Annotated in this window: 19 protein-coding genes; 4 read left to right on the plus strand and 15 right to left on the minus strand. The window is 71.7% G+C overall.

The annotated features are described in order from the left end of the window. The first annotated feature begins 33 nt into the window (after positions 1-33). On the plus strand, positions 34-2058 hold the full coding sequence (locus tag EWH70_RS27355; protein ID WP_130478395.1) for an AfsR/SARP family transcriptional regulator: 2025 nt from the start codon (positions 34-36) through the stop codon (positions 2056-2058). Here EWH70_RS27355 and EWH70_RS27360 read toward each other — a convergent pair. The 4 genes from EWH70_RS27360 to EWH70_RS27375 all read right to left on the minus strand — a co-directional run bounded on the left by EWH70_RS27360 (position 2055) and on the right by EWH70_RS27375 (position 5660). Beyond that, on the minus strand, positions 2055-2693 hold the full coding sequence (locus tag EWH70_RS27360) for an HD domain-containing protein (protein WP_130478396.1): 639 nt from the start codon (positions 2691-2693) through the stop codon (positions 2055-2057). The genes EWH70_RS27355 and EWH70_RS27360 overlap by 4 nt on opposite strands. Positions 2694-2710: 17 nt before the next feature. Further along, positions 2711-4051, minus strand: coding sequence for an aspartate aminotransferase family protein (locus EWH70_RS27365; protein ID WP_240687255.1), 1341 nt, complete (start codon positions 4049-4051; stop codon positions 2711-2713). A 358-nt stretch (positions 4052-4409) separates the two neighbouring features. Continuing rightward, positions 4410-4880, minus strand: coding sequence for an Lrp/AsnC family transcriptional regulator (locus tag EWH70_RS27370; RefSeq protein WP_130478398.1), 471 nt, complete (start codon positions 4878-4880; stop codon positions 4410-4412). 12 nt (positions 4881-4892) lie between these two features. Continuing rightward, positions 4893-5660, minus strand: a complete 768-nt coding sequence (locus EWH70_RS27375) for an IclR family transcriptional regulator (RefSeq protein ID WP_130478399.1) — start codon at positions 5658-5660, stop codon at positions 4893-4895. A gap of 150 nt (positions 5661-5810) precedes the next feature. On the opposite strand from EWH70_RS27375, the gene EWH70_RS27380 reads away from it, so the two are divergent. Beyond that, a complete protein-coding gene (locus EWH70_RS27380; protein WP_130478400.1) occupies positions 5811-6758 on the plus strand; it encodes an alpha/beta hydrolase in 948 nt (315 codons plus the stop codon). On the opposite strand, the gene EWH70_RS27385 is transcribed toward EWH70_RS27380, so the two are convergent. The 8 genes from EWH70_RS27385 to EWH70_RS27420 form a co-directional block, all read right to left on the minus strand. Further along, positions 6680-7459 (minus strand): ABC transporter ATP-binding protein, encoded by a 780-nt coding sequence (locus EWH70_RS27385; RefSeq protein ID WP_130478401.1) that lies wholly within the window; start codon positions 7457-7459, stop codon positions 6680-6682. The genes EWH70_RS27380 and EWH70_RS27385 overlap by 79 nt on opposite strands. Further along, positions 7456-8406, minus strand: coding sequence for an ABC transporter ATP-binding protein (locus tag EWH70_RS27390; protein WP_130478402.1), 951 nt, complete (start codon positions 8404-8406; stop codon positions 7456-7458). The genes EWH70_RS27385 and EWH70_RS27390 overlap by 4 nt, the downstream gene beginning before the upstream one ends. After that, entirely contained in the window at positions 8406-9245 is an 840-nt protein-coding gene (locus EWH70_RS27395) for an ABC transporter permease (protein ID WP_130478403.1), read from the minus strand. The genes EWH70_RS27390 and EWH70_RS27395 overlap by 1 nt, the downstream gene beginning before the upstream one ends. Continuing rightward, positions 9242-10186: an ABC transporter permease gene (locus tag EWH70_RS27400; protein WP_130478404.1), complete on the minus strand. Its 945-nt coding sequence runs from the start codon at positions 10184-10186 to the stop codon at positions 9242-9244. Before EWH70_RS27400 ends, EWH70_RS27395 begins: the two co-directional genes overlap by 4 nt. Then, entirely contained in the window at positions 10186-11802 is a 1617-nt protein-coding gene (locus tag EWH70_RS27405; RefSeq protein ID WP_130478405.1) for an ABC transporter substrate-binding protein, read from the minus strand. The genes EWH70_RS27400 and EWH70_RS27405 overlap by 1 nt, the downstream gene beginning before the upstream one ends. Further along, the gene (locus EWH70_RS27410) at positions 11799-12914 is read right to left on the minus strand and encodes a C45 family autoproteolytic acyltransferase/hydrolase (protein ID WP_130478406.1); all 1116 of its coding nucleotides are present in this window, start codon (positions 12912-12914) and stop codon (positions 11799-11801) included. The genes EWH70_RS27405 and EWH70_RS27410 overlap by 4 nt, the downstream gene beginning before the upstream one ends. Further along, positions 12911-14305: an aminobutyraldehyde dehydrogenase gene (locus tag EWH70_RS27415; RefSeq protein ID WP_130478407.1), complete on the minus strand. Its 1395-nt coding sequence runs from the start codon at positions 14303-14305 to the stop codon at positions 12911-12913. The genes EWH70_RS27410 and EWH70_RS27415 overlap by 4 nt, the downstream gene beginning before the upstream one ends. Before the next feature lie 114 nt (positions 14306-14419). Next, positions 14420-15184 carry an SDR family NAD(P)-dependent oxidoreductase gene (locus tag EWH70_RS27420; protein ID WP_130478408.1) on the minus strand — a complete coding sequence of 255 codons (765 nt, stop codon included), beginning with the start codon at positions 15182-15184 and terminating at the stop codon, positions 14420-14422. A 58-nt stretch (positions 15185-15242) separates the two neighbouring features. On the opposite strand from EWH70_RS27420, the gene EWH70_RS27425 reads away from it, so the two are divergent. Continuing rightward, positions 15243-15542 (plus strand): ArsR/SmtB family transcription factor, encoded by a 300-nt coding sequence (locus tag EWH70_RS27425; protein WP_165436441.1) that lies wholly within the window; start codon positions 15243-15245, stop codon positions 15540-15542. 255 nt (positions 15543-15797) lie between these two features. Here the strand turns inward: EWH70_RS27425 and EWH70_RS27430 are convergent, their stop codons facing one another. Continuing rightward, the gene (locus tag EWH70_RS27430) at positions 15798-16691 is read right to left on the minus strand and encodes an alpha/beta fold hydrolase (protein WP_130478410.1); all 894 of its coding nucleotides are present in this window, start codon (positions 16689-16691) and stop codon (positions 15798-15800) included. Between the two features lie 66 nt (positions 16692-16757). Between EWH70_RS27430 and EWH70_RS27435 the strand changes: the two genes are divergently transcribed. Further along, on the plus strand, positions 16758-17639 hold the full coding sequence (locus EWH70_RS27435; RefSeq protein WP_240687256.1) for a helix-turn-helix domain-containing protein: 882 nt from the start codon (positions 16758-16760) through the stop codon (positions 17637-17639). On the opposite strand, the gene EWH70_RS27440 is transcribed toward EWH70_RS27435, so the two are convergent. Then, entirely contained in the window at positions 17553-19133 is a 1581-nt protein-coding gene (locus tag EWH70_RS27440; RefSeq protein WP_130478411.1) for a carboxylesterase/lipase family protein, read from the minus strand. The two genes, EWH70_RS27435 and EWH70_RS27440, sit on opposite strands and share 87 nt — an antisense overlap. Continuing rightward, positions 19130-19999: an alpha/beta fold hydrolase gene (locus tag EWH70_RS27445; protein ID WP_130478412.1), complete on the minus strand. Its 870-nt coding sequence runs from the start codon at positions 19997-19999 to the stop codon at positions 19130-19132. Before EWH70_RS27445 ends, EWH70_RS27440 begins: the two co-directional genes overlap by 4 nt. Positions 20000-20064 lie beyond the last annotated feature (65 nt).

The following is a 20064-nucleotide window of genomic DNA, read 5'->3' on the forward strand; positions in this document are numbered from 1 at the left end:
CGGACGGTGAGTGGCGCTGGTTAGCGTCGCCGGGTGTGTTCGTTTCGTTTCTCGGTGCTGGGGGCACTGCGCGCGTGGAGCGGTGAGTCCGAGTTGGACCTGGGGCCGGTTCGCCAGCAGGCGGTGCTGTCCACGCTGGTGTTCAACCCGAACCGGCTGGTCACCGCCGGTGAGATCCTGCAGGCGGTCTGGGGCGACGAGCCGCCGAGTACCGGCAGGAAGGTCGTCGCGCCCTACATCTACCGGCTGCGCCGCACACTGGAGACAGACGGCGAGACGCCGATCCTGAGCCGCCGGGAGGGTTACCTGCTGCGGCTGGACGAGGACCGCGTGGACGTCGCCGGGTTCGAGCGGACGGTCCGTGCCGCCGGTACCGCCGAGGCACGCGGTGACCTCGTCGAGGCAGCCGGGTTGCTGACCCGGGCGCTGGAGAGCTGGTCGGGCGAGCCGCTGGCGGGCATTCCGGGCCCGTTCGCCGCTGCCCGCAGGCGCTACCTGGTCGAACGCGGGCTGGCGGTGCGGGAACGACGCATCGGGCTGGATCTGCGGCTGGGCAGGCATGCCGACGTCGTCGCCGAGCTGAGCGCCCTGCTGTCCAGGCATCCGCTGCGGGAGCGGCTGGCAGTGCTGTTGATGACCGGTCTCTACCGGTGCGGGCGGCAGGCGGAGGCACTCGCGGTGTTCCAGCGGACGCGTGCCGGGCTCGTCGAGGAACTCGGCATCGAACCCGGCGCCGATCTGCGTGGCCTGCACACGGCGATCCTCCGCGGCGACCCGGTGCTCGCCGAGTCCGCTCCGCGGCGGGCGGCCGTCGTGACCCGGCCCACGATCGCCGGGGTGTGCACGCTGCCCGCCGAGCCGCCGGTGTTCACCGGCCGCGCCGACACGCTGGCGCGGCTGCTCACCGCGCCCCCGGCGGTGCACGTCGTCGAGGGGATGGCCGGCATCGGCAAGACCGCGCTCGCGGTGCGGGCGGCCGGCCTGCTGAGCGAACGGTGCCCGGACGCGCGGCTGTACGTCGACCTGGGCGGGCACGCCGGGCCGGCGGAGGCGCTGGGCCGGCTGCTGGCCGACCTCGGGGCTCCGGTTCCGCAGAGCCTGGAGGAACGGGTCGCGTTGTGGCGGGACCGGACCACGAACCTGCGCATGGTGCTCGTTCTCGACGACGCGCTGGACGCCGCCCAGATCGATCCGCTGCTGCCGCGCTCGGCCGGTTGCGTCGTGATCGTCACCAGCCGGTATCGCCTGGTCGGGCTCGCCGCCGACACCCGGAGCTCACTGGGGGTGCTGTCGGCGGCGCAGGCGACCGAGATGTTCACCGGCCTGGCGCGGCGGCCGGTCGAGCCGAACCTCGCCCGCGAGATCGCGGCCGGGTGCGGCCGGTTGCCGCTGGCGCTGCGGTTCGCCGCGGACCGGCTCGGCGACCAGCCGGCCGACCTGCTGCGCCGGTTGTGCACGCCGGGCTGGCTGCTGTCCGAACTGCGTGCCGGCGGCCGGGACCTGGCGCGAGCACTGGACAGCGCCGCCGTCCGGCTGACGCCGAGGCAGCGCAGGCTGCTCACCGTGCTGGCGTACGCGCCGGTCGTGCACTTCGACCGCTACCTCGCCGCGACGCTCGCCGAGCTGCCCGTCGACGTCGCCGGCAGGGAGCTGCGGCGGATCCGGGACGCCGGGCTGCTGCTGCCGGTGGTGGCCGGGCGGTACCGCGTCCACGAGCTGGTGCGTGACCACCTCCGGTCCACGGTCGACGAGGCCACCTCGGCGAGCACGGAGTCGGCCGCGACGTCGCGCACGCTGGGCTTCTACCTCGACGGCAGCGGCAGGGCGCTGAGCGTGCTGTCCGGCCAGGACCAGGTGGTGCCCGACCTGGCCGACGTGCCCGGCGAGGTGCCGCCGATGGACGACGTCGAGGCGGCGCTGACCTGGCTGAGCACCGAGCGGCGCAACCTGCCCGCGGTGATCAACCGGGCGATCCAGGTCGGCTACGTGTTCCACGCGGCCGAACTGAGTCACGCGTGGGCGCCCTACTTCGAGCGGGAACCGGCGCCGGTCTCCTAACCGCCGGCGTCCGGCCGCGACCAGCCCCGCGCGGCGCCCTCGTCGATGAGCCGCTGCCCGGCCTGCCACAGGCCAGCCGACGCGTCGCCGATCACCGCCTTGCGCTCGCGGATGTCGCCGGTGGTGACGCCGGGCGTCTTCCACGTGCCGCCGCGGGCCATCCAGTTGAGCAGCAGCGGCTGCAGCCTGTCCATCGCCTTGGCGAACTTCGCCTCGGGCGTGCGCCGCTCCTCGAACTCGTCCCACAGCGCCCGCACCCGCTCCGCCTGATCGACGGGCAGCAGCCCGAACAACGCGTCGGCGGCGGCCCGTTCACGCGCGTCCTGGTCGTGACCGGCCCCGGTGTCGTACAGCGGGGTGTCGCCCGCGTAGATCTCGACCAGATCGTGCACCAGAACCAGCTCGACCGTGTGCCCGACGTCGATCGGTTCGTCGGAGTGCTCGGCCAGCAGCACGACCATCATCGCCAGGTGCCAGGAGTGCTCGGCGTCGTTCTCCCTGCGCTCCGCCGCGGCCAGTGGTGACTGCCGCAGCACCGCCTTGAGCCGGTCCACCTCGATCAGGAACGTGAGCTGCCTGCTCAGCCGCTCGTCGATACCTTCGGGCAACGGGGTCTTGTCCACCAGGAGTTCCACGCCCCGGAGCCTACCCGTCAGAGCAGGGCCCAGGCCCGGTCGAGAACGTCGTGCAGGATCTGCGTCATCTCGTCGAAGTGCTGCTGCTCGCAGATCAGCGGCGGCGCCAGCTGCACGACGGGTTCGGCCCGGTCGTCGGCCCGGCAGTACAGCCCGGACCGGAACAGCTCGCCGGAGACGAACCCGCTGAGCACCCGCTGTGACTCGGCCGCGTCGAACGTCTGCCTGGTCGCCTTGTCCTTGACCAGCTCGATGCCGTAGAAGAACCCGGCGCCCCGCACGTCTCCGACGATCGGCAGTTCCTCCAGCGCCGACAGCGTGGTGTGGAACGACTTCTCGTTGTCCAGCACGTGCTGGTAGATGCCTTCGCGCTCCAGCAGGTCCAGGTTGGCCAGGGCCACCGCGCAGGACACCGGGTGGCCGCCGAACGTGTAGCCGTGCAGGAAACTCGTGCCGCCGCGGGTGAACGGCTCCATCAGCCGCTCGTGCGCGATCATCGCGCCGATCGGGGCGTAGCCGGAGGTCAGGCCCTTGGCGCAGGTGATGATGTCGGGCTGGTAGCCGTACCGCAGCGCGCCGAAGGCGTGGCCCAGCCTGCCGAACCCGCAGATCACCTCGTCGGAGACGAGCAGGACGTCGTAGGCGTCGCAGATCTCCCGGACCCGCTCGAAGTAACCGGGTGGCGGCAGGAAGCAGCCGCCGGTGTTCTGCACCGGTTCGAGGAACACGGCGGCGACGGTTTCCGGGCCCTCGAACTCGATGGCCTGCGCGATGCGTTCGGCCGCCCACTGGCCGAACGCGTGGTGGTCGTCGGCGTGCTCGGGGGCGCGGTAGAAGTTGGTGTTCGGCACGCGGAAGGCGCCGGGCACGAGCGGTTCGAAGTCCTCCTTCGCCGCCGGGATGCCGGTGATCGACAACGCCCCGTGCGGGGTGCCGTGGTAGGCCGAGTAGCGGCTGATCACCTTGTGCTTGCGGGGTTTCCCGGTCAGCTTGAAGTACTGCTTGGCGAGCTTCCACGCCGTCTCGACCGCGTCGCCGCCGCCGGTGGTGAAGAAGACCCGGTTCAGCTCGCCGGGGGTCTGCGCGACCAGCCGCTCGGCCAGCTCCGCCGCGCGTGGGTGGACGTGGGACCACAGCGGGAAGTAGGCCAGCTCGGATGCCTGCCGCGCGGCGGCCTCGGCCAGCTCGGACCGGCCGTGGCCGGCCTGGACGGTGAACAGCCCGGCCAGCCCGTCGAGGTAGCGCTTGCCGGTGTCGTCGTAGATGTAGGCGCCCTCGCCCCGCACGATGACCGGCGGCGGGGCGTCGGCGAACCCGGCGTGCTGACTGAAGTGCAGCCACAGATGCTCAGCGCTCATACCTACGTTTATCGCAGACATAGGCCCGTTTGGCAATGGATTCCGTAGAGATCACAGCCTCTTGGTTGCGGAACACGCATGAGTGGGTCCGTTGGTGCCCAGCGCGGGAAGGCCACCGTCGCGGCATCTGACGTCAGGGCCCGGCAAAAATCCGGGTGCTGTGTGCCCCCATTGGGGGAGGTTGCTGGATCTCTTTCGTGGTGGCGGCTGGGTCTGCTGGGTCGGGTGTGACTGGTGAGGCCGCGACGCCGGGGCGGGAGTTCGTGAAGGCCACCTTCATCACATGAGACGACAGAAACTCGGCCTTCATCCGGACAGCGGGCTATCCGCCCACGTGTCCGCGGCAACCGGCCTCGGGCTAGCGGGTGCCCCACTGGTAGGACTGCTTGACCAGCTTGAGGTAGATCAGCGTCTCGGTGGTCTCGACGCCCTCGACGGCCCGGATCCGCTTGGACAGCACCTCGAGCAGGTGGTCGTCGTCCTCGGTGACGACCTCGCAGATCACGTCGAACGACCCGGCGCAGATGACGGCGTAGGCGACCTCGTCCAGCTCGGCCAGCCGGTCGGCCACCTTCTCCAGGTCGCCGCTGGCCTTGATCCCGATCATCGCCTGCCGGAACAGCCCGACCTGCATGGGATCGGTGACCGCGACGATCTGCATCACGCCCGCGTCGACCAGCCGCTGTACCCGCTGCCGGATGGCGGCCTCGGACAGCCCGACGGCCTTGCCGATCGCCGCGTACGAGCGACGGCCGTCCTGCTGCAGCTGTTCGATGATCTGCTTGGACACGTCGTCCAGCAGGACGGAATTGCGGTCGTTCCTGGTCATCGGCGCATCCTGTCAACCGGTCGACTTTCCGCGCAACCGCTCGGTGAGCTGCTGCGCCGCCACCATCACCGCGCGGCCGATCGCCGGCAGCCTGCGGCCGGTGCGGTACCGCGGCGCGGAGACGTTGACCGCCCCCACGATGGCTCCGCTGAAGTCACGCACCGGCGCGGCGGCGCCGACCAGGCCCGCCTCCAGCTCCTCGTCGGCGAGCGCGTAACCGAGTTTGCGGGCCCGCCGCAGCCGGTCGAGGCACTCGCGCGCGGTGCGGGGTGCCTTCGGGCCCGCCTCGGCGTGCCGGGTGCTCTCGAACAGCTCGACGACCTCGTCGTCCGGGGTGTCGAACAGCAACGCGCGGCCCGCCGACGTGCACAGCAGCGGCGTCGTCCGGCCGATCCAGCCGCCGGTCTGCACCGCGCGACGCGGGTTCTCCGAGGTCACCGTCAGCGCCTCGTCGGCGTTGCGCACGCTCAAGTGCGCGCGTTCGTGGACGGTCGCCACCAGCTCACGCAACGCACCGGGCGCGGCGGCCAGCAGCCTGCGGTCGCTGGCCCGCGCGGCGAGGGTGAACAGTCGCCACCCCAGCCGGTACTCCAGGGTGTCCGGGTCGCGCTCGACCAGGCCGGCCTCGTCGAGCACCTTGAGCGTGCGGGAGATCTGCGTCTTCTCCCTGCCCAGATGCCGGGCGATCTGGACGACGCCGGTGCGTTCCAGTGACTCGTCGCCGAGCGCGTCCAGCACGCTGATCGCCCGCTGCACACTCGACAGACCTTCGCTCGTCATCCAGCCACCCTCGTCGGCGGCGCGCCGGGTGGCAACCCGGGTTGCGCTCGGCGCACCCATCCGGGGCGGGGAGCGGTGGCGGCAACGGTGCCGTGCGCGGGGCGCACCGCGCGTTGTCGCCCGTCCCGGCCACCGAGCAGCATCGTTGACATGACACGAAAACAGCTGCCGTTCTTCAGCTCCGGTGCTCGCGTCGACGCCGATCTGCACCTGCCGCCCGGCGCGACCGGGCCGCTGCCGGTGGTGGTCGTCGCGTCCGGCTACGGCGGGCTGAAGGTGATCCACCCGGAACGGTTCGCCAGGGCGCTGGTCCCGCTGGGCTACGCCGTGCTGGCGTTCGACTACCGCGGGTTCGGCGCCAGCGAGGGGGAACGCGGCCGCCTCGCCCCGCAGGACTGGGTCGACGACGTGCGCGCCGCGGTCGACCGGCTCGCCGCTTGTGACCTGGTCGACCCGCACCGCATCTTCCTGCTGGGCTGGGGGCTCGGCGGCGGGGTGGTGGTCGCCGAGGCCGCCGACGATCCGCGGGTCGCCGCCGTCGCGGCGGTCAACGGCATCGGCGACGGCGCCCGGTCGGTCCGGGGCATGCACGACGAGCGGTCCTGGACGAGCCTGCTGGAGCGGATCGACGGCGACCGCGGCCGCAGGGCCGAGCTGGGCCGCTCGGAGATCACCTCGCCATGGGACATCGTCCGTCTCGACCGGGACACCGGAACCGACGGCTACGTCAGCTCGGAGCTCTACCGCGCGCCCGGGTTCGGCTCCGGCGTCAGCCTCGAATCCGGCGACCTGCTGCTGCGCTTCCGCCCGGAGCTGGCCGCGGCCCGGATCGCGCCGCGTCCCCTGTTGCTGGTCCACGGCGCCCGCAACGGCCTGCACTCGCCGGAGGAGGCCTACTCGCTCTACGCCTGCGCCCGCGAACCCAAGCGCCTCGAACTGATCGAGGGCGCCGGGCACACCGAGTGGATGCACGACGATCACCCCACCTTCGCGCATCTGGTCCGCCTGCTGGACGACTTCTACGCCGGGCGCAGTTCCGCCACCCTGGCGGGATCCCATCCGGGTCCGGGCACGGAAGCCAGCAACAGCTTCGTGTAGTCGTGCCGCGGCTCACCGAGCACCTGCCCGGTGGGCCCGGACTCGACCACCTCGCCCAGCCGCAGCACCATCGTCCGCTGCGTCACCTGACCGACGACCGCCAGGTCGTGGCTGACGAACAACAGCGCGACGCCGGACTCCTCGCGGATCTCGTCGAGCAGCCGCAGGATCTGCGCCTGGATCGACACGTCCAGCGCGGCGACGGCCTCGTCCAGCACGAGCACGGCCGGTTCGACGGCCAGTGCCCGTGCGATCGCCAGCCGCTGCCGCTGCCCGCCGGACAGCTCTCCGGGGCGGGCCTGTGCCTCCCGGGAGCCGAGCCCCACCCGCGCCAGCAGGGCGTCCACAGTGGACTCGTCCTTGCCGTGCAGCCGCAGGACCCTGCGCAGGCAGTCGGCCGCCCGCAACCGCGGGTCCAGCGACAGGTACGGGTCCTGGAACACCATCTGCAGCTGCCTGGCCCGGTGCAGCCGTGCCGCCCTGCCCCGCGTGCGGTACTCGCGGGGTTCGCCGTGCACGGTCACCGTGCCCGCGTCCGGCCGCAACAGGCCGACCAGCATGCGGGCCAGCGTCGACTTGCCCGAACCGGACTCGCCGACCAGTCCGAGTGCCTCGCCCTCGTTCAGCTCGAACGACACGTCGCCGACGGCCACCAGGTCGCCGAACGTCTTTCGCAGGCCGTCCACCCGTAACACGCTCATGCGGGCTCCCTCACCAGGTCGTCGATCCGCCGGCAGGCCGCCTCGCCGTCGCCTGCGGGCAGCATCCGCACGGTCCAGTCCGCGCACTCCGCCTCGGCCTGCCCGCAGCGCGGCGCGAACGGGCAGCCCGGCAACAGGTCGTCCAGTGACGGCGGCTGACCGGGAATGGGCACGATCGGCCGGTGCTCGCCCAGCGCGGGCGCGCAGTCGAGCAGGCCGGTCGTGTACGGATGCCGCGCCCCGGTGAACAGCGACGCCGCCGGCCGGTCCTCGACGACCTGTCCCGCGTAGAGCACACACACCCGGTCGCAGTAGGCGGCGGCCAGGTGCAGGTCGTGGGTCACGAACAACACACCGAGCCCACGTTCGGCCTGGACCGACCGCAGCAGCGCCAGCGTTTCCGCCTGCGTGGTGACGTCGAGTGCGCTGGTCGACTCGTCGGCCAGCAGCAGTTCCGGTTCGCGGGCGAGCGCGGCGGCCAGCACGACCCGCTGGAGCATCCCGCCGGACAGCTCGTGCGGGTACTGCCGCATCCGGCGTTCCGGTTCGCGCAGGCCGACTCTGCCGAGCAGCTCGACGCCTCGCCGCCGGGCGTCCTTCTTGGACAGATCCGGCTGCCGCTCGACCAGGAAGTCGCCGATCCGCCGCATCGGGTTGAGCGCGGCACGCGGGTCCTGGTGGACCATCGCCACCCGTCGCGCCCGGTGCCGCCGCAGCGCCGCGCCGTCCAGTGCCAGCACGTCCGTGCCGGCGAACCGCACGCCGCCGCGGACCCGTGCCCCGGCGGGGAACATGCCCAGCGCCGCCTTCGCCGTCGTCGACTTGCCCGAACCGGACTCGCCGACCAGCCCGACCACCTCGCCTGCCGCGACCCGCAGCGACACCTCCCGCAGCACCGGCCGCGCGGTGCCCACCTCGACGGTCAGGTCGGAGATCTCCAGCAACATCAGCGGCCTCCAGGCTTGAGACGGTCGGCCAGCCGGACGCCGACCACGTTGAACGCGACCACCACCAGCGCGATGGTCAGGCCCGGCACCAGCGCCGGCAGCGCGGCGCCGAGCACCAGCGCGGGCTGGCCCTCCTGCACCATCAGACCCCAGTCGGCACTCGGCGGCTGCGCGCCGAAACCCAGGTAGCTCAACGTCGCCAGGCCCATCAGCGCCTCACCGAACAGCACCACCAGGTAGCCGAGGATCGCCGGGGCGATGTTCGGCACCAGGTACCGGGTGCACAGCTGCACACCGCCGACGCCCTGCACGCGGTAGGCGTCGATGTAGGGCCGGGTCCGTTCGGCCAGCGCGAGACTGCGGGTGAACTTGGCGATCGTCGGCGCGAACGCCAGCCCGAGCGCGATCACCGCGGTGACCATGCCGTCGCCGAACACCGCCACCACCAGCACGACGAACAGCAGCCCGGGAAACGCGTACATCACGTCGGTCAGCCGGGAGATCACCGTGTCCAGCCAGCCGCCACGCCAGGCCGCCACCGTGCCGAGGACGACGCCGAGCACGGCGGCGATGGCCAGCAGCGCCAGCGGGCCGAGCAGCGTTTCCCGCGCACCCCAGATGATCCTGGACAGCAGGTCGCGCCCGGACTGGTCGACGCCGAGCAGGTGCTGCCAGCTCGGCCCCTCCAGCGTGGCCGACAGGTCGATGCCGTCCGGCTCGTAGGGGGCGATCCACGGGGCGAACACCGCGGCGATCACCACGATCCCGAGGAAGCCGGCGGAGATCCCGGCCGCGATACCCCGCTTCTTAATGTCCACTGTGGACGTCAGCACGGTCACAACGCGCTCCTCTCGGCGCGGACCCGCGGATCGAGCAGCGGGTAGGCGAGGTCGATCAGCGTGGTCACCAGCACGTAGGCGGCCACCATCAGCAACAGGACGGCCTGGGTGATCGGGAAGTCCTGGGTGTTGATGGCGTTGACCAGCAGCGAACCGACGCCGCTGATCCCGAACGCCGTCTCCACCACGACGGTCCCGGCCAGCAGGCTCGCGGTGATCAGGCCGCACATGGTCAGCACCGGGCCGAGCGCGTTGCGGAACACGTGCCGCCACACGATGGCCCGTTCGCTGAGCCCGGCCGCGCGGGCGGCCTCGACGTGGTCGCGGGAGAACTGCTCGACCATCGTCTGCCGGGTGATCCGGGTGGTGATGGCGATCGCGCCCAGCGCCAGCGACAGCGCGGGCAGCGTCAGGTGGTACAGCGTGCCGAGCAGGCCGGTTCCGGTGCCGCTGACCGGGAACCAGCCCAGCTGCACGGCGAACAGCGACACCAGCGCGATGGCGACCACGAACTGCGGGATCGACGAGGCCAGCGTCGTCGAGGTCACCACCGCGGAGTCGACGGCACCGCGGCGGACGGCGGCCAGTGCCCCGAGCCCGACGCCGAGCAGGACGAACAACACGGTGGCGTAGGCGACCAGCAGCAGCGTCGTCGGCGCGCGGGCGGCGATCAGGTCCAGCACGTGCTCGTCGTAGTGGAACGAGCGGCCGAGGTCGCCCTGGAGCACCCCGGTCAGCCAGTGCCAGTACTGGGCGGGCAGGGACTCGTCGAGGTGGTACTCGGCGCGGACCGCGGCCAGGTTCTCCGGGGTGGCCTTGTCCGGGCCGCCGACCAGGAACGCGGCCGGGTCGCCGGGTGCCGCGAACATCGCTGCGAACACCACGAACGAGGTCACCAGCAGCGTGACCAGCAGCCCCAGTGTCTTGCGGACGATGCGCATCAGTCCTCCGTCCGGCTCGCGCCGAGGTGGGCGGCCCAGGGGTAGCTCACGAACGCCATGGACGCGGGCGGGCCGGTCAGCTTCCGGTTGAGCACCAGGACGTTCGGGACCTGCACCAGCGGGATCCACACGGCGTCGGCGGTGAACCGGTCCTGCAGCTCGATGGCCAGTCGGGCGCGCTCACCGTCGTCCAGCGCCCGCAGTGCCTCGGTCATCAGCCGGTCGTAGTCCGGCGAGGAGTAGCCCACCCAGTTGTTCGGGGCGTCGGTGGCGGCGTTCTTGTAGAAGCCGATCGGGTCGCTCTTGGTGATGTACCAGGGTTCCGGGCTCAGGTCGATGTCCGCGCGGGCGGCCTCGTCGGTGTACATCGCGGAGAACTGCTGCTTGGACATCGTCCTGATCTCGGCGGTCAGCCCGATCCGCCGCGCCGCGTCGACGACGGCGTTGGCGACCACCGAGCGGGCCTGGCTGCCGTCGCTGGCCACCACGATCGGCTTAGCCGGACTGCCTGCCTCCCGCACCAGCCTGGCGGCCTCGGCCAGGTCGGCGTCGCCCGGGCTGGCCGGTGCGCCGCCGAGCCGGTCGTAGGCCGCGGCGAACCGCTCGCGCTGGTAGCTCCACGAACCCGAGCCGACCGGTGCCTTCCACGGCTGGGCCAGCCCGGTGAATCCGGCCTTCGCGATGCCGGAACGGTCCATCGCCAGCGACAGCGCGCGCCGCACCCGGGTGTCGGCCATGGCGCCGCGGGCGGTCGGGATCAGCGACCAGACGGCCGTGGTCGGGCCGTAGAACACCGAGATGTCGCTGTTACGGGTGAGCGGGACCGCCGGGGTCGGCGACTTGAGGTAGGTGCCGTCGGCGGCGCCGGTGGTCAGGTTGTTGACCACGGTGGAGTCGTCGGCCCAGCGGAACGTCACGGTCCGCACGAGCGGGCGGACGGCGGGGTCCCAGTAGTCGTCGACCCGCTCGATCACCAGGTCCGTGCCGGAGCGCCAGCGGGCCAGCCGGTACGGGCCGGAACAACCGTCGCCGCTGCTCGGCGTGCCGTAGTCCTTGCCGAGCGGCTCGACGTACTCGCGGTCGTACACCACGCCGGCGTCACCGGCGAGGGCCTGCTGGAACATCGAGTCCGGCTTGCTGAACCGGACGGTCACGGTGAGCGGGCCGGTCGCCTCGATCGCCGTGACGTTGCCGAACTCGTCGGCCTGCTGCCTGCTCGGCTCGGCGTGCCTGCGCAGGCTCCACACCACGTCGTCGGCGGTCATCGTGCTCCCGTTGTGGAAGCGGACGCCCTCGCGCAGGGTGAGCACGAGCGTGCGCGGGTCCGGATAGTCGAAGCGCGCGACCAGGTGCGGCTTGGGGGACAGGTCGGGCTGGAGCTGGAACAGCCGGTCGCAGATGTTCGCGGTGACCGTGCCCTCGTTGGTGCCGCCCTTGCGGTCCGGGTCGAGGCTGCGGGGTTCGGACGCCAGCAGCCAGGTGACGTTGTCGACGGCGCCGGACGCCCGCGGGGTGGTGTCGTCGAGCCGGATGGCGCCGGGGTCGATGGCCTGCGCGCCGGAGCAGGCGGTGGTGACGGCGGCGAGTCCGGCGATGGCCGCCCAGCGGCGCCTCACGGTCGCACCTCGCCGGGGCCGTCGTAGAGGTTCCACGGCGCGAGCTGGTACTCGTTCGCGCACGGGTTGCCCGGCGTCACCCGGTACTCGCCGGCGGTCAGGTCGACGCAACTGGACAGCAGGGTGGCCCAGCGGCGCACCGGCTCGCGGGCCGGGTCGGGGTGGGCACACAGCGAGTCCGGGTAGCCGAGATGATCCGACAGCGCGGTGCGGATGCGCTTGCGGACCTCGGCCGGGTCGGTGGCGTCGGCGCAGCGCCGCAGGCCCTCGGTCGCCCTGGGTACGCGGATCAGCGAGTCAGGGGAGAACGGGCGGTGCTCGGCGGCGAGCTGGGGCGGCACGAACGCCTGGAAGTGGTTGCCGTGGACCAGGAGACCGTCGTCCGGGTACATCCAGCCGCAGGCGCCGGGCGTGGTCTCGACGTCGATCGCGAACCGGTCCCGATGGGTGAGCAGCGCGTTGCTGGCGATGTGCCCGCGTGTGCGGACCAGGACGTCCAGTGCGTCCGACAGCGACGCGCAGTCCAGCGCCTTGCGGCGGATCAGCGTCTGCGGGACGCCCATCGTCGCGTCGAAGCGGCCGCCGAGCCCGTTGGCGTTCAGGCCGATCCCCGCCGAGTTGGCGCCCTGCCTGCCGACCTGGCCCGCTTCGACGTGCATGACGACCGTCGGCTTGGGTGGCTGCACGATCCGGAGCAGGACGACGGTGTCCCGGACGCCGTCCCGCCAGTCCCAGTTCTGTCCACAGTAGACGTGGCCGTCGCCGCTGGCGGTTGTCATGGCGAACGAGGTGCAGCCGTCCGGTACGTCGCGGAACGTCGGGTCGTAGCTGGCCTCGCCGCGCACGTTGAGCACCAGGATGTCGCCGGGGTGGACGCCCGCGCCCGCGGCGATGCCGTCCATCTCCTCGACCAGTTCGGGGGCGAACTCGCGGGCGGGCTCCAGCCAGCGCCGTGCCTTGTCCCGGATCTGTGCCCAGGTCAGGCCTGTGGCCTTGCCGAGCGATTCGGTGTAGTACCCGATCGCGGTGGCGACGGCCTCGCGGGTCTGCTCGCCGTACTGCGTTCCCCGCGTGTGCGGGTCGCCGCTGATCTCGATCGTCGGAATGCTCATAGTGCGCTCATCACGTGCTTGATCCGGGTGTATTCCTCCAGGCCGTACAGCGAGAGGTCCTTGCCGTGGCCCGAGTGCTTGAAACCGCCGTGCGGCATCTCCGCGACGAGGGGGATATGAGTGTTGATCCAGACGCAGCCGAAGTCCAGCGCGGCACTGGTACGCATGGCCGTCGCGTGGTCGCGGGTCCATACCGAGGAGGCCAGGCCGTAGTCGACGCCGTTGGCCAGCGCGATCGCCTCGTCCTCGCCGGTGAACGGCTGCACGGTGATGACCGGGCCGAAGATCTCCTCCTGGACGGCCTCGTCGTCCTGCCGCAGTCCGGAAACGACGGTCGGCCGGTAGAAGTAGCCCCGGTCGCCTGCCCGTTCGCCTCCGGTGTGGACGGTCGCGTGGGCGGGCAGGCGGTCGACGAAGCCGCTCACCCTGGCGAGCTGGGCGGCGTTGTTGAGCGGGCCGACGGTGGTGGCGCGGGCCTGTTCGGTCAGTGCCGCGACGAACTCGTCGTGCACCTCGCGGGCGACCAGCACGCGGGTGGCCGCGGTGCAGTCCTGGCCCGCGTTGAAGTAGCCGGCCTCGGCGATGCCTTCGGCGGCGGCCGCGAGGTCGGCGTCGGCGAAGACCAGCACGGGTGCCTTGCCGCCCAGCTCCAGGTGGGTGCGCCGGAGCCCGGCGGCCGCGGCGATCTCCCGTCCGGCGCGCACCGAGCCGGTGATGGCAACCAGGTCGGGGCGGGGATGCTCGACGAGTGCCCGGCCGGTCTCCCGGTCGCCGCAGATCACGTTGAACACCCCGGGTGGCAGGACGTCCGCGCAGATCTCGGCGAGCAGCACCGTCGACGACGGCGTGGTGTCGGCGGGTTTGAGGACGACGGTGTTGCCCGCGGCCAGTGCCGGCGCGATCTTCCACACCGCCATCATGAGCGGGTAGTTCCACGGTGTGACCTGCGCGCAGACCCCGATGGGCTCGCGGCGCAGCCAGGACGTGTGGCCTGCCAGGTACTCGCCGGAGGCGCGGCCGTCCAGCATCCGGGCCGCCCCGGCGAAGAACCGGAGCTGGTCGATCGCGGGCGGCAGTTCCTCGGTCGCGGTGAGCCCGCGCGGCTTGCCGGTGTCGGCGCACTCGGCGTCGATCAGTTCGTCCGCGCGGGCCTCGACGGCGTTGGCGATGCGCAGCAGTGCCAGCTGCCGGTCAGCCGGGGTGGTGGCGCGCCACGCGGCCTGTGCGCGTGCGGCGGCAGCCACGGCGGCGTCGACGTCGGCGGGACCGGACCGGGGTGCCGTGCCGGTGACCTCCTCGGTCGCCGGGTCGACCAGCTCGGTCTCCCCGCCGTCACGGCTGTCGGCCCGCTTCCCGTCGATAAGGTTGTACAGCCTGCGCTTTGCCGCCATCGTGCACCCTTCGAACGACGAAAACCGTTGCGAAGATAGTGCGATACAACTGGTTCGATAGCAAGAGCTGGCTGGAACCTATTTTTTCGCGTTGTCAACCCGCGATCTGGCTGGTCAGCCTTCCTTGAGCATGCCGCCGTCGATGACGAGGTCCGAGCCGTTGATGTTGGGCGCCTTGCCGGAGGCCAGGAAGACCACCAGTGCGGCGACCTCCTCCGGCTCGGTCATCTGTCCGGTGGACATGCCGATCTTCGCCGGGAAAGTCGTCAGGAATTCCTCGACGGGCAGGCCCGCCTGCCTGGCCAGGACGTCGCCGGTGCCGTCCGGCTGGGTCCACACGGCGGTGCGCACCGGTCCCGGCGAGATGGTGTTGACCCGCACCCCGCGTGGCCCGAACTCCTCGGCGACCCCCTTGCCGAAGCTGGCCAGCGCGGCCTTCGCCGCCGAGTAGGCCAGCAGGTGCGGAGCCGACTTCCGCGAGTTGACCGACCCGATGTTCACCACCTGCCCGCGCCGCTCGACGAGGCTGGGCAATGCCGCCCGGGTGGCGCGGACCGCGCTGAACAGTGTCAGGTCCAGGGTGTACTGCCAGTCGTCGTCGGTGGCGGCGAGGAAGCCCTCCGTGCGGGGCCGGGTGCCGCCGACGTTGTTGACCAGCAGGTCGATCCCGCCCAGCTCGGTCAGCGCGGTGCCGACGAGCCGCGCCGGGCCTTCGGCGGTCGTCAGGTCGACGGGCACCGCGTGCGGGGTGACCTCCTTCAGTTCGGCGCTGATCGTGCGCGCGCCGGCGACGACGCGGTACCCCTCGTCGGCAAGGGCTCGGGCGGTGGCCAGTCCGATGCCCTTGCTGGCGCCGGTGACGACTGCGTTCCGTGGCATGAATCCCCCAAAGCATCATGGGTTGCTGATATATTCGGCAAGGTATCATCGGATACTGATGGATGGCAACGGAACCGAAGAGCGGCTGGAAGCACTCGGCCGCGCGTTGAACTGCCGCTTCCGGCTGGTCATGCTGCAGGTGCTCGCCGAGGGTGAGACGTGCGTGAGCGACCTGGTCCGGCGCTCGGGCACGACTCAGCCGAACGTGTCGAACCACCTCGCCGTCCTGCGGGCCGCGGACCTCGTCACCGCCGAACGGCACGGGCGGCTCGTCCGCTACCGGCTCGCCTCGCCGGAGGTCGCCGACCTGGTCCGCAGCCTGACCGCGCTGGTCGACCGGTCGGGCACAGGCACGTGAAGGCCACCTTCACCACGTGAGACGTCAGGGCCCCGGCAAAGTCGGGCGTGGGGTGCGTGCGCAAGGGAGCTTTACTGGCGAAGAAGGGTAGTAAAGCTCCCTTGCTGCCTTACGGGTGTGGCTGGTGGGACTGCCGTGGCCCGCGATGCCAGCGGGACACCTGGGATCGCGTGAAGGCCGAGTTCCTGTCGCCAGACGTGGTGAAGGTGGCCTTCACGTGCTTTGGCGCGTGGGTGAGCCGGTGGCCCCGGCGGCTCAGCCGGTGAAGTCGTGCAGGAGGGTGCCGGTGACGCCGGGGTCCTCGAACATCGGCGTGTGGCCGACCCCGTCGAGGATCTCGATCCGCGCCCCGGGGACCCGGCGGTAGTCCTGCGCGGACGCGGGCTGCCACCGCCGGTCCCGCGAGCCGAAGACCACCAGCGCCGGCAGGCCGAGCCCGGCGAGCCGGTCGGGGACGGGCCGTTCGGTCAGGTACTCGCTGACCGCCTCGTCGGTCCCGGTGAGGCCGCGGTAGGTCATCCCCGCGACGTCGGCCACGAGCTGGTCGGGCACCCGCACCTCGCGCGTGAACGCCGTGCTCATCGCGTCGCGGATCGTGCCGTCGGAACGCAGCCGCCAGATCAGCTCCCCGATCACCGGCGTGGTCATCAGCCTGCCGGCGAAACTCTCCCCGAGGAACGCGTCGACGCGCGGGCCGGTGGCGATCAACCCGATCCCCGCCACCAGGTCACGACGCTGCTCGGCCAGGGACGTCGCGACGGCACCGCCGGTGGAGTGCCCGACGACGGTCGCATGGCGCACGCCCAGCTCGTCGAGCACGGCGCCGATCCGCCGTGCCTGCTCCGCGATGCCGTAGCCGCGTACCGGTTTCGCCGACCGGCCGTGGCCGAGCAGGTCGATCCGCACCAGGTCCCGGTCACGCAGCGCCGGCAGCACCGGATCCCACCATCCCGTCGAACCGCCGAGCCCGTGCAACAGCACGACGGTCGGCGCGTCGGCGGGACCCTGGCGCACGACGTGCAGGTCCCGCACGATCCGCTCACCGGCGGCTTCGGCCGTCTCGGTCAGCACGGCCACCGTGTTCCCGGTGACGAGGACGGCCAGCGCACCGACGGTCAGCAGGACGATCCGGCGTTTCTTCGCACCCATGCCGACAGCCTCGCGTGGCCGGACCGACGGGTATTGGAGAAATGTTCCGCGCGTACAGTCGGGCAGGTGCGAGACCTTTCCGGCTGGGAGATCGCGCGGCCGCGGAAGGTCGCGCTGCCCGGTGTGGACATGGCCGGATTCCGCATCCGCGCGGACGGTCTCACCGAGCTTCGTGCCATTCCCCATCCGGCCGTCACCGTGGGCGTCGAGTTCGGCGATCGCGCGTTCGACATCCACGGGGCGCAGGGCCGGATGCGGACGGGGACGCTGGCCGCCGGCCTCGGCTTCGGCGCGTTCAGGGTGCGCACCGACGGGGTGGAGTGCGTGCAGATCCGCCTGTCCCCGGTCGTCGCGTACGCCGTGCTCGGTGAGCTGACCGACGGCGTCCTCGCACTCGACGACCTGTGGGGCAACGCGACGTCACGCCTGCGGGAACGGCTGCACGGTGCGCGCTCCTGGCCGGAGCGGTTCGCGTTGATCGAGTCGGAGCTGGCCGCCCGGCTGCACCGGGGCAGGCGGGCCGATCCCGAGGTGGTCTGGGCGTGGCGGGAGATCGTCGGCAGCCGCGGCCGGGCACGGGTGGGCGACCTCGCCGCGCGGGTCGGCTGGAGCCGCGGGCGGTTGTGGTCCCGCTTCGGTGCGCAGCTCGGCCTGACCCCCAAACGTGCCGCCATGCTGGTGCGCTTCGACCACGCCGTCCACCGCCTCGTCCGCGGGGACGCGCCCGCGCGGGTGGCGGCCGACGGCGGTTACGTCGACCAGTCCCACCTGCATCACGAGATCCGGGCGTTCACCGGGACGACTCCCGCCGTCGCGGCGAACGAGCCGTGGCTGGCCGCCGACGCCTCGGCCTGGCCCGGGTCAGCGTTCGAACCCCGCCCAGAAGCGGCAGTGGTCCTGGGCCGGCAGGTCGACCGGCCGCACGCCACCCGCGCCGGGCGCGAGTGACTGCACGTACGGCTGCCGGTCCGCCGGATCGAACCGGGGCCAGCGCGGACCCTCGGCGTTGCCCGGGTCGCCGGTCGCCGCGAAGTTCGCCCAGTAGGCGATCATCTGGTCGGACAACCGCTGCTGCTCCGGGGTGAACTTCGGCGGGATGCCGCGGAGGTCGAACAGCGACCACAGGTCGGACGCGTGCTGCGCGCCCATCGGCATCCCGGGTGGCAGCGGCGACAGCAGCGGCGCGTCCGGGTCGGCGAACTCGTACTGGTACACCGGGACTCGCCGGGCCAGGTGCAGCGAGGTGCCGTACTGGGTGCACGCCCACTTCCGGTCGGTGGTGATGGCCGACCACGCGAGCGCGGCCGAATCGAAGCTCTGCCGCGGGTACTCGGCCTCGACCTGCGGCAGGCGGTCGCCGAAGGTGTCGCCGAGCACCGCCCGGTAGGTCTCCTCGCCCATCGGCTTGCCCTTGTCGTACAGGGCGGTGGACTGCGTCGTCTCGTCGCGGGTGCTGCCGGACAGCACCGGTACCCGGTGGACGCGCCCGGCGCGCACCGCGTCCGCCGGGTTCACCGGCAGTATTGCCGTGCCGTACGCCGGCTGGATGAACTTCTGCAGCTTCGGCATCAACGCGCCGACGGGCAGCTCGCGCAGGCAGGCGACCGCGTCCGCGCCGGTACAGCCGAGTTCGGCCGCCACGCGGCTTCCCTGGTCCCGCAGGCTCGGCAGCGGTTCGTAGATCGCGTCGGCGGGCTGGCCGCGGTAGTCGAAGTTGCGCAGCCAGCTCGTCTCGCAGGAACCGCTCTGCAGCACGGCCTTGTCGAACAGGCCACGCGACGAGGGAGCGGTCAGATGCGCGCAGTTGCTGATCGCGCCCGCGGACTGACCGGCGACGGTGACGTTGCCCGGGTCGCCGCCGAACGCGGCGGCGTTGCGGCGGACCCACGCCAGCGCGGCCTGCTGGTCGCTCAACCCGAAAGTGCCCGACCCGGGCAGGCCGGGATGGCCGAAGAATCCGAAGATGCCGAGCCGGTAGTTGATCGTCACGACGACCACGTCACCGCGTGCGGCCAGCCGGTGCGCGTCGTAGTTGCTTCCCGCGCCCATGTAGAAGCCGCCACCGTGCACCCACACCACCACCGGCCGGGGTTTCGCCGCGCCGGCGGACGGCGTGGTTACGTTGAGGTAGAGGCAGTCCTCGTTGGTGCTGCCGCCGGGAATCTCCCCGGGGCCCTGCGGGCACGGCGGACCGGGACGGGTCGCATCCCGTACCCCGCTCCAGTGCGGTGCGGGCTTCGGTTCCCGCCAGCGCAGCGCGCCCACGGGTGGCGCGGCGTAGGGGATTCCCTGGAACACCCGGGCATCCTCGGTCACCGTGCCGCGGACCGCGCCGGCCTCGGTCCGTACCACCGCGTCGTCCGGGATCGCGGCCTGGCTGGTGCCGGAGGCCGCGAGCACCGCGACGAGTGCGAGTGGCACGCACCATTGCCATCGCGTCATGAGGGGAATCCTTTCTCGGCGCAGGCGAGTTCGGCGAACAGCTTCACCAGGTCGGGGCGGTGGAACGGGCCGACGTGGGGCGCGTCGACGCTGCGTACGTCGGTCGGGTTGTCCGGCGTGAGGCGGTCGGCTTCGGCGATGAACCGGTCCTGCAGCGCGGGCGGGATCAGGCGATCGCGGGTGAACCGGACATAGGTACGGGGAATCCGGCCCCAGGTGTCTGCTTGTCCTCGGGCTTCGGCCACGGGAATGGTGGCGGTCTCGTCCGGTTCGAGCATGTTGAGCAACCACCGTAGTCCCTCGTCGGTGAAATCGCCCGCCAGGCATTCCCGGACCGCCTCCATCGCCGCGGGATCGGCCGAACGCCAGTTGACCCGGCTCACCCCGAGAGTCATCGGGTCACCCACCGCCAGTGCCGCCACCCGGGGCAGCAGGCTGTCGCCGTTTTCCGGCGTTTCGAGATAGGCGTGCAGGTTCGGCAGATCGACGCAGCAGTACGCGGCCACGTAGACCACCCGGTCGAGCAATTCCGGAACGGCGTTGCCGACCCTGCTCACGGTGATCCCGCCCTGGCTGGCTCCGACCAGGATCACGCGCCCGTGCTCGCGGGCGCGGCGCAGCACGTCCACGACACGTTCGACGTAGTCCTCGATGGTGAACTTCGCCAGCGGCGACGGCTCGGTCGCCAGCGCGTCGAGGTCCTGTGGCGCCTGATAGGCGCGGGGAATGAACTGCTCGTTCCCGTGACCGGGGAGGTCGACGGCCACCGCCCGGTGGCCGCGCAAGGTCAGTTCGCTGATCAGCCCGGACCAGCCGTACGAGTTGGAATTGGTGCCGTGGACGAAAACCAGAGTATTCGAGGTCATGCGACAAAGATATTCCGCCCATACGCGGGAGCGGCAACAAGAAATGGGAGAAAGTGTGCTGCCTC

This window comes from Amycolatopsis suaedae (genome assembly GCF_004214935.1).
Taxonomy (GTDB): Bacteria; Actinomycetota; Actinomycetes; order Mycobacteriales; family Pseudonocardiaceae; genus Amycolatopsis; species Amycolatopsis suaedae.

What these genes read in the sequence shown, in the direction of transcription:
- EWH70_RS27445 (WP_130478412.1), bottom strand. Translation starts at nt 19,999, where the DNA reads ATGACCTCGAATACTCTGGTTTTCGTCCACGGCACCAATTCCAACTCG.
- EWH70_RS27400 (WP_130478404.1), bottom strand. Translation starts at nt 10,186, where the DNA reads ATGCGCATCGTCCGCAAGACACTGGGGCTGCTGGTCACGCTGCTGGTG.
- EWH70_RS27390 (WP_130478402.1), bottom strand. Translation starts at nt 8,406, where the DNA reads ATGTTGCTGGAGATCTCCGACCTGACCGTCGAGGTGGGCACCGCGCGG.
- EWH70_RS27375 (WP_130478399.1), bottom strand. Translation starts at nt 5,660, where the DNA reads ATGACGAGCGAAGGTCTGTCGAGTGTGCAGCGGGCGATCAGCGTGCTG.
- EWH70_RS27380 (WP_130478400.1), top strand. Translation starts at nt 5,811, where the DNA reads ATGACACGAAAACAGCTGCCGTTCTTCAGCTCCGGTGCTCGCGTCGAC.
- EWH70_RS27415 (WP_130478407.1), bottom strand. Translation starts at nt 14,305, where the DNA reads ATGGCGGCAAAGCGCAGGCTGTACAACCTTATCGACGGGAAGCGGGCC.
- EWH70_RS27420 (WP_130478408.1), bottom strand. Translation starts at nt 15,184, where the DNA reads ATGCCACGGAACGCAGTCGTCACCGGCGCCAGCAAGGGCATCGGACTG.
- EWH70_RS27370 (WP_130478398.1), bottom strand. Translation starts at nt 4,880, where the DNA reads ATGACCAGGAACGACCGCAATTCCGTCCTGCTGGACGACGTGTCCAAG.
- EWH70_RS27440 (WP_130478411.1), bottom strand. Translation starts at nt 19,133, where the DNA reads ATGACGCGATGGCAATGGTGCGTGCCACTCGCACTCGTCGCGGTGCTC.
- EWH70_RS27385 (WP_130478401.1), bottom strand. Translation starts at nt 7,459, where the DNA reads ATGAGCGTGTTACGGGTGGACGGCCTGCGAAAGACGTTCGGCGACCTG.
- EWH70_RS27425 (WP_165436441.1), top strand. Translation starts at nt 15,243, where the DNA reads ATGGATGGCAACGGAACCGAAGAGCGGCTGGAAGCACTCGGCCGCGCG.
- EWH70_RS27410 (WP_130478406.1), bottom strand. Translation starts at nt 12,914, where the DNA reads ATGAGCATTCCGACGATCGAGATCAGCGGCGACCCGCACACGCGGGGA.
- EWH70_RS27430 (WP_130478410.1), bottom strand. Translation starts at nt 16,691, where the DNA reads ATGGGTGCGAAGAAACGCCGGATCGTCCTGCTGACCGTCGGTGCGCTG.
- EWH70_RS27365 (WP_240687255.1), bottom strand. Translation starts at nt 4,051, where the DNA reads ATGAGCGCTGAGCATCTGTGGCTGCACTTCAGTCAGCACGCCGGGTTC.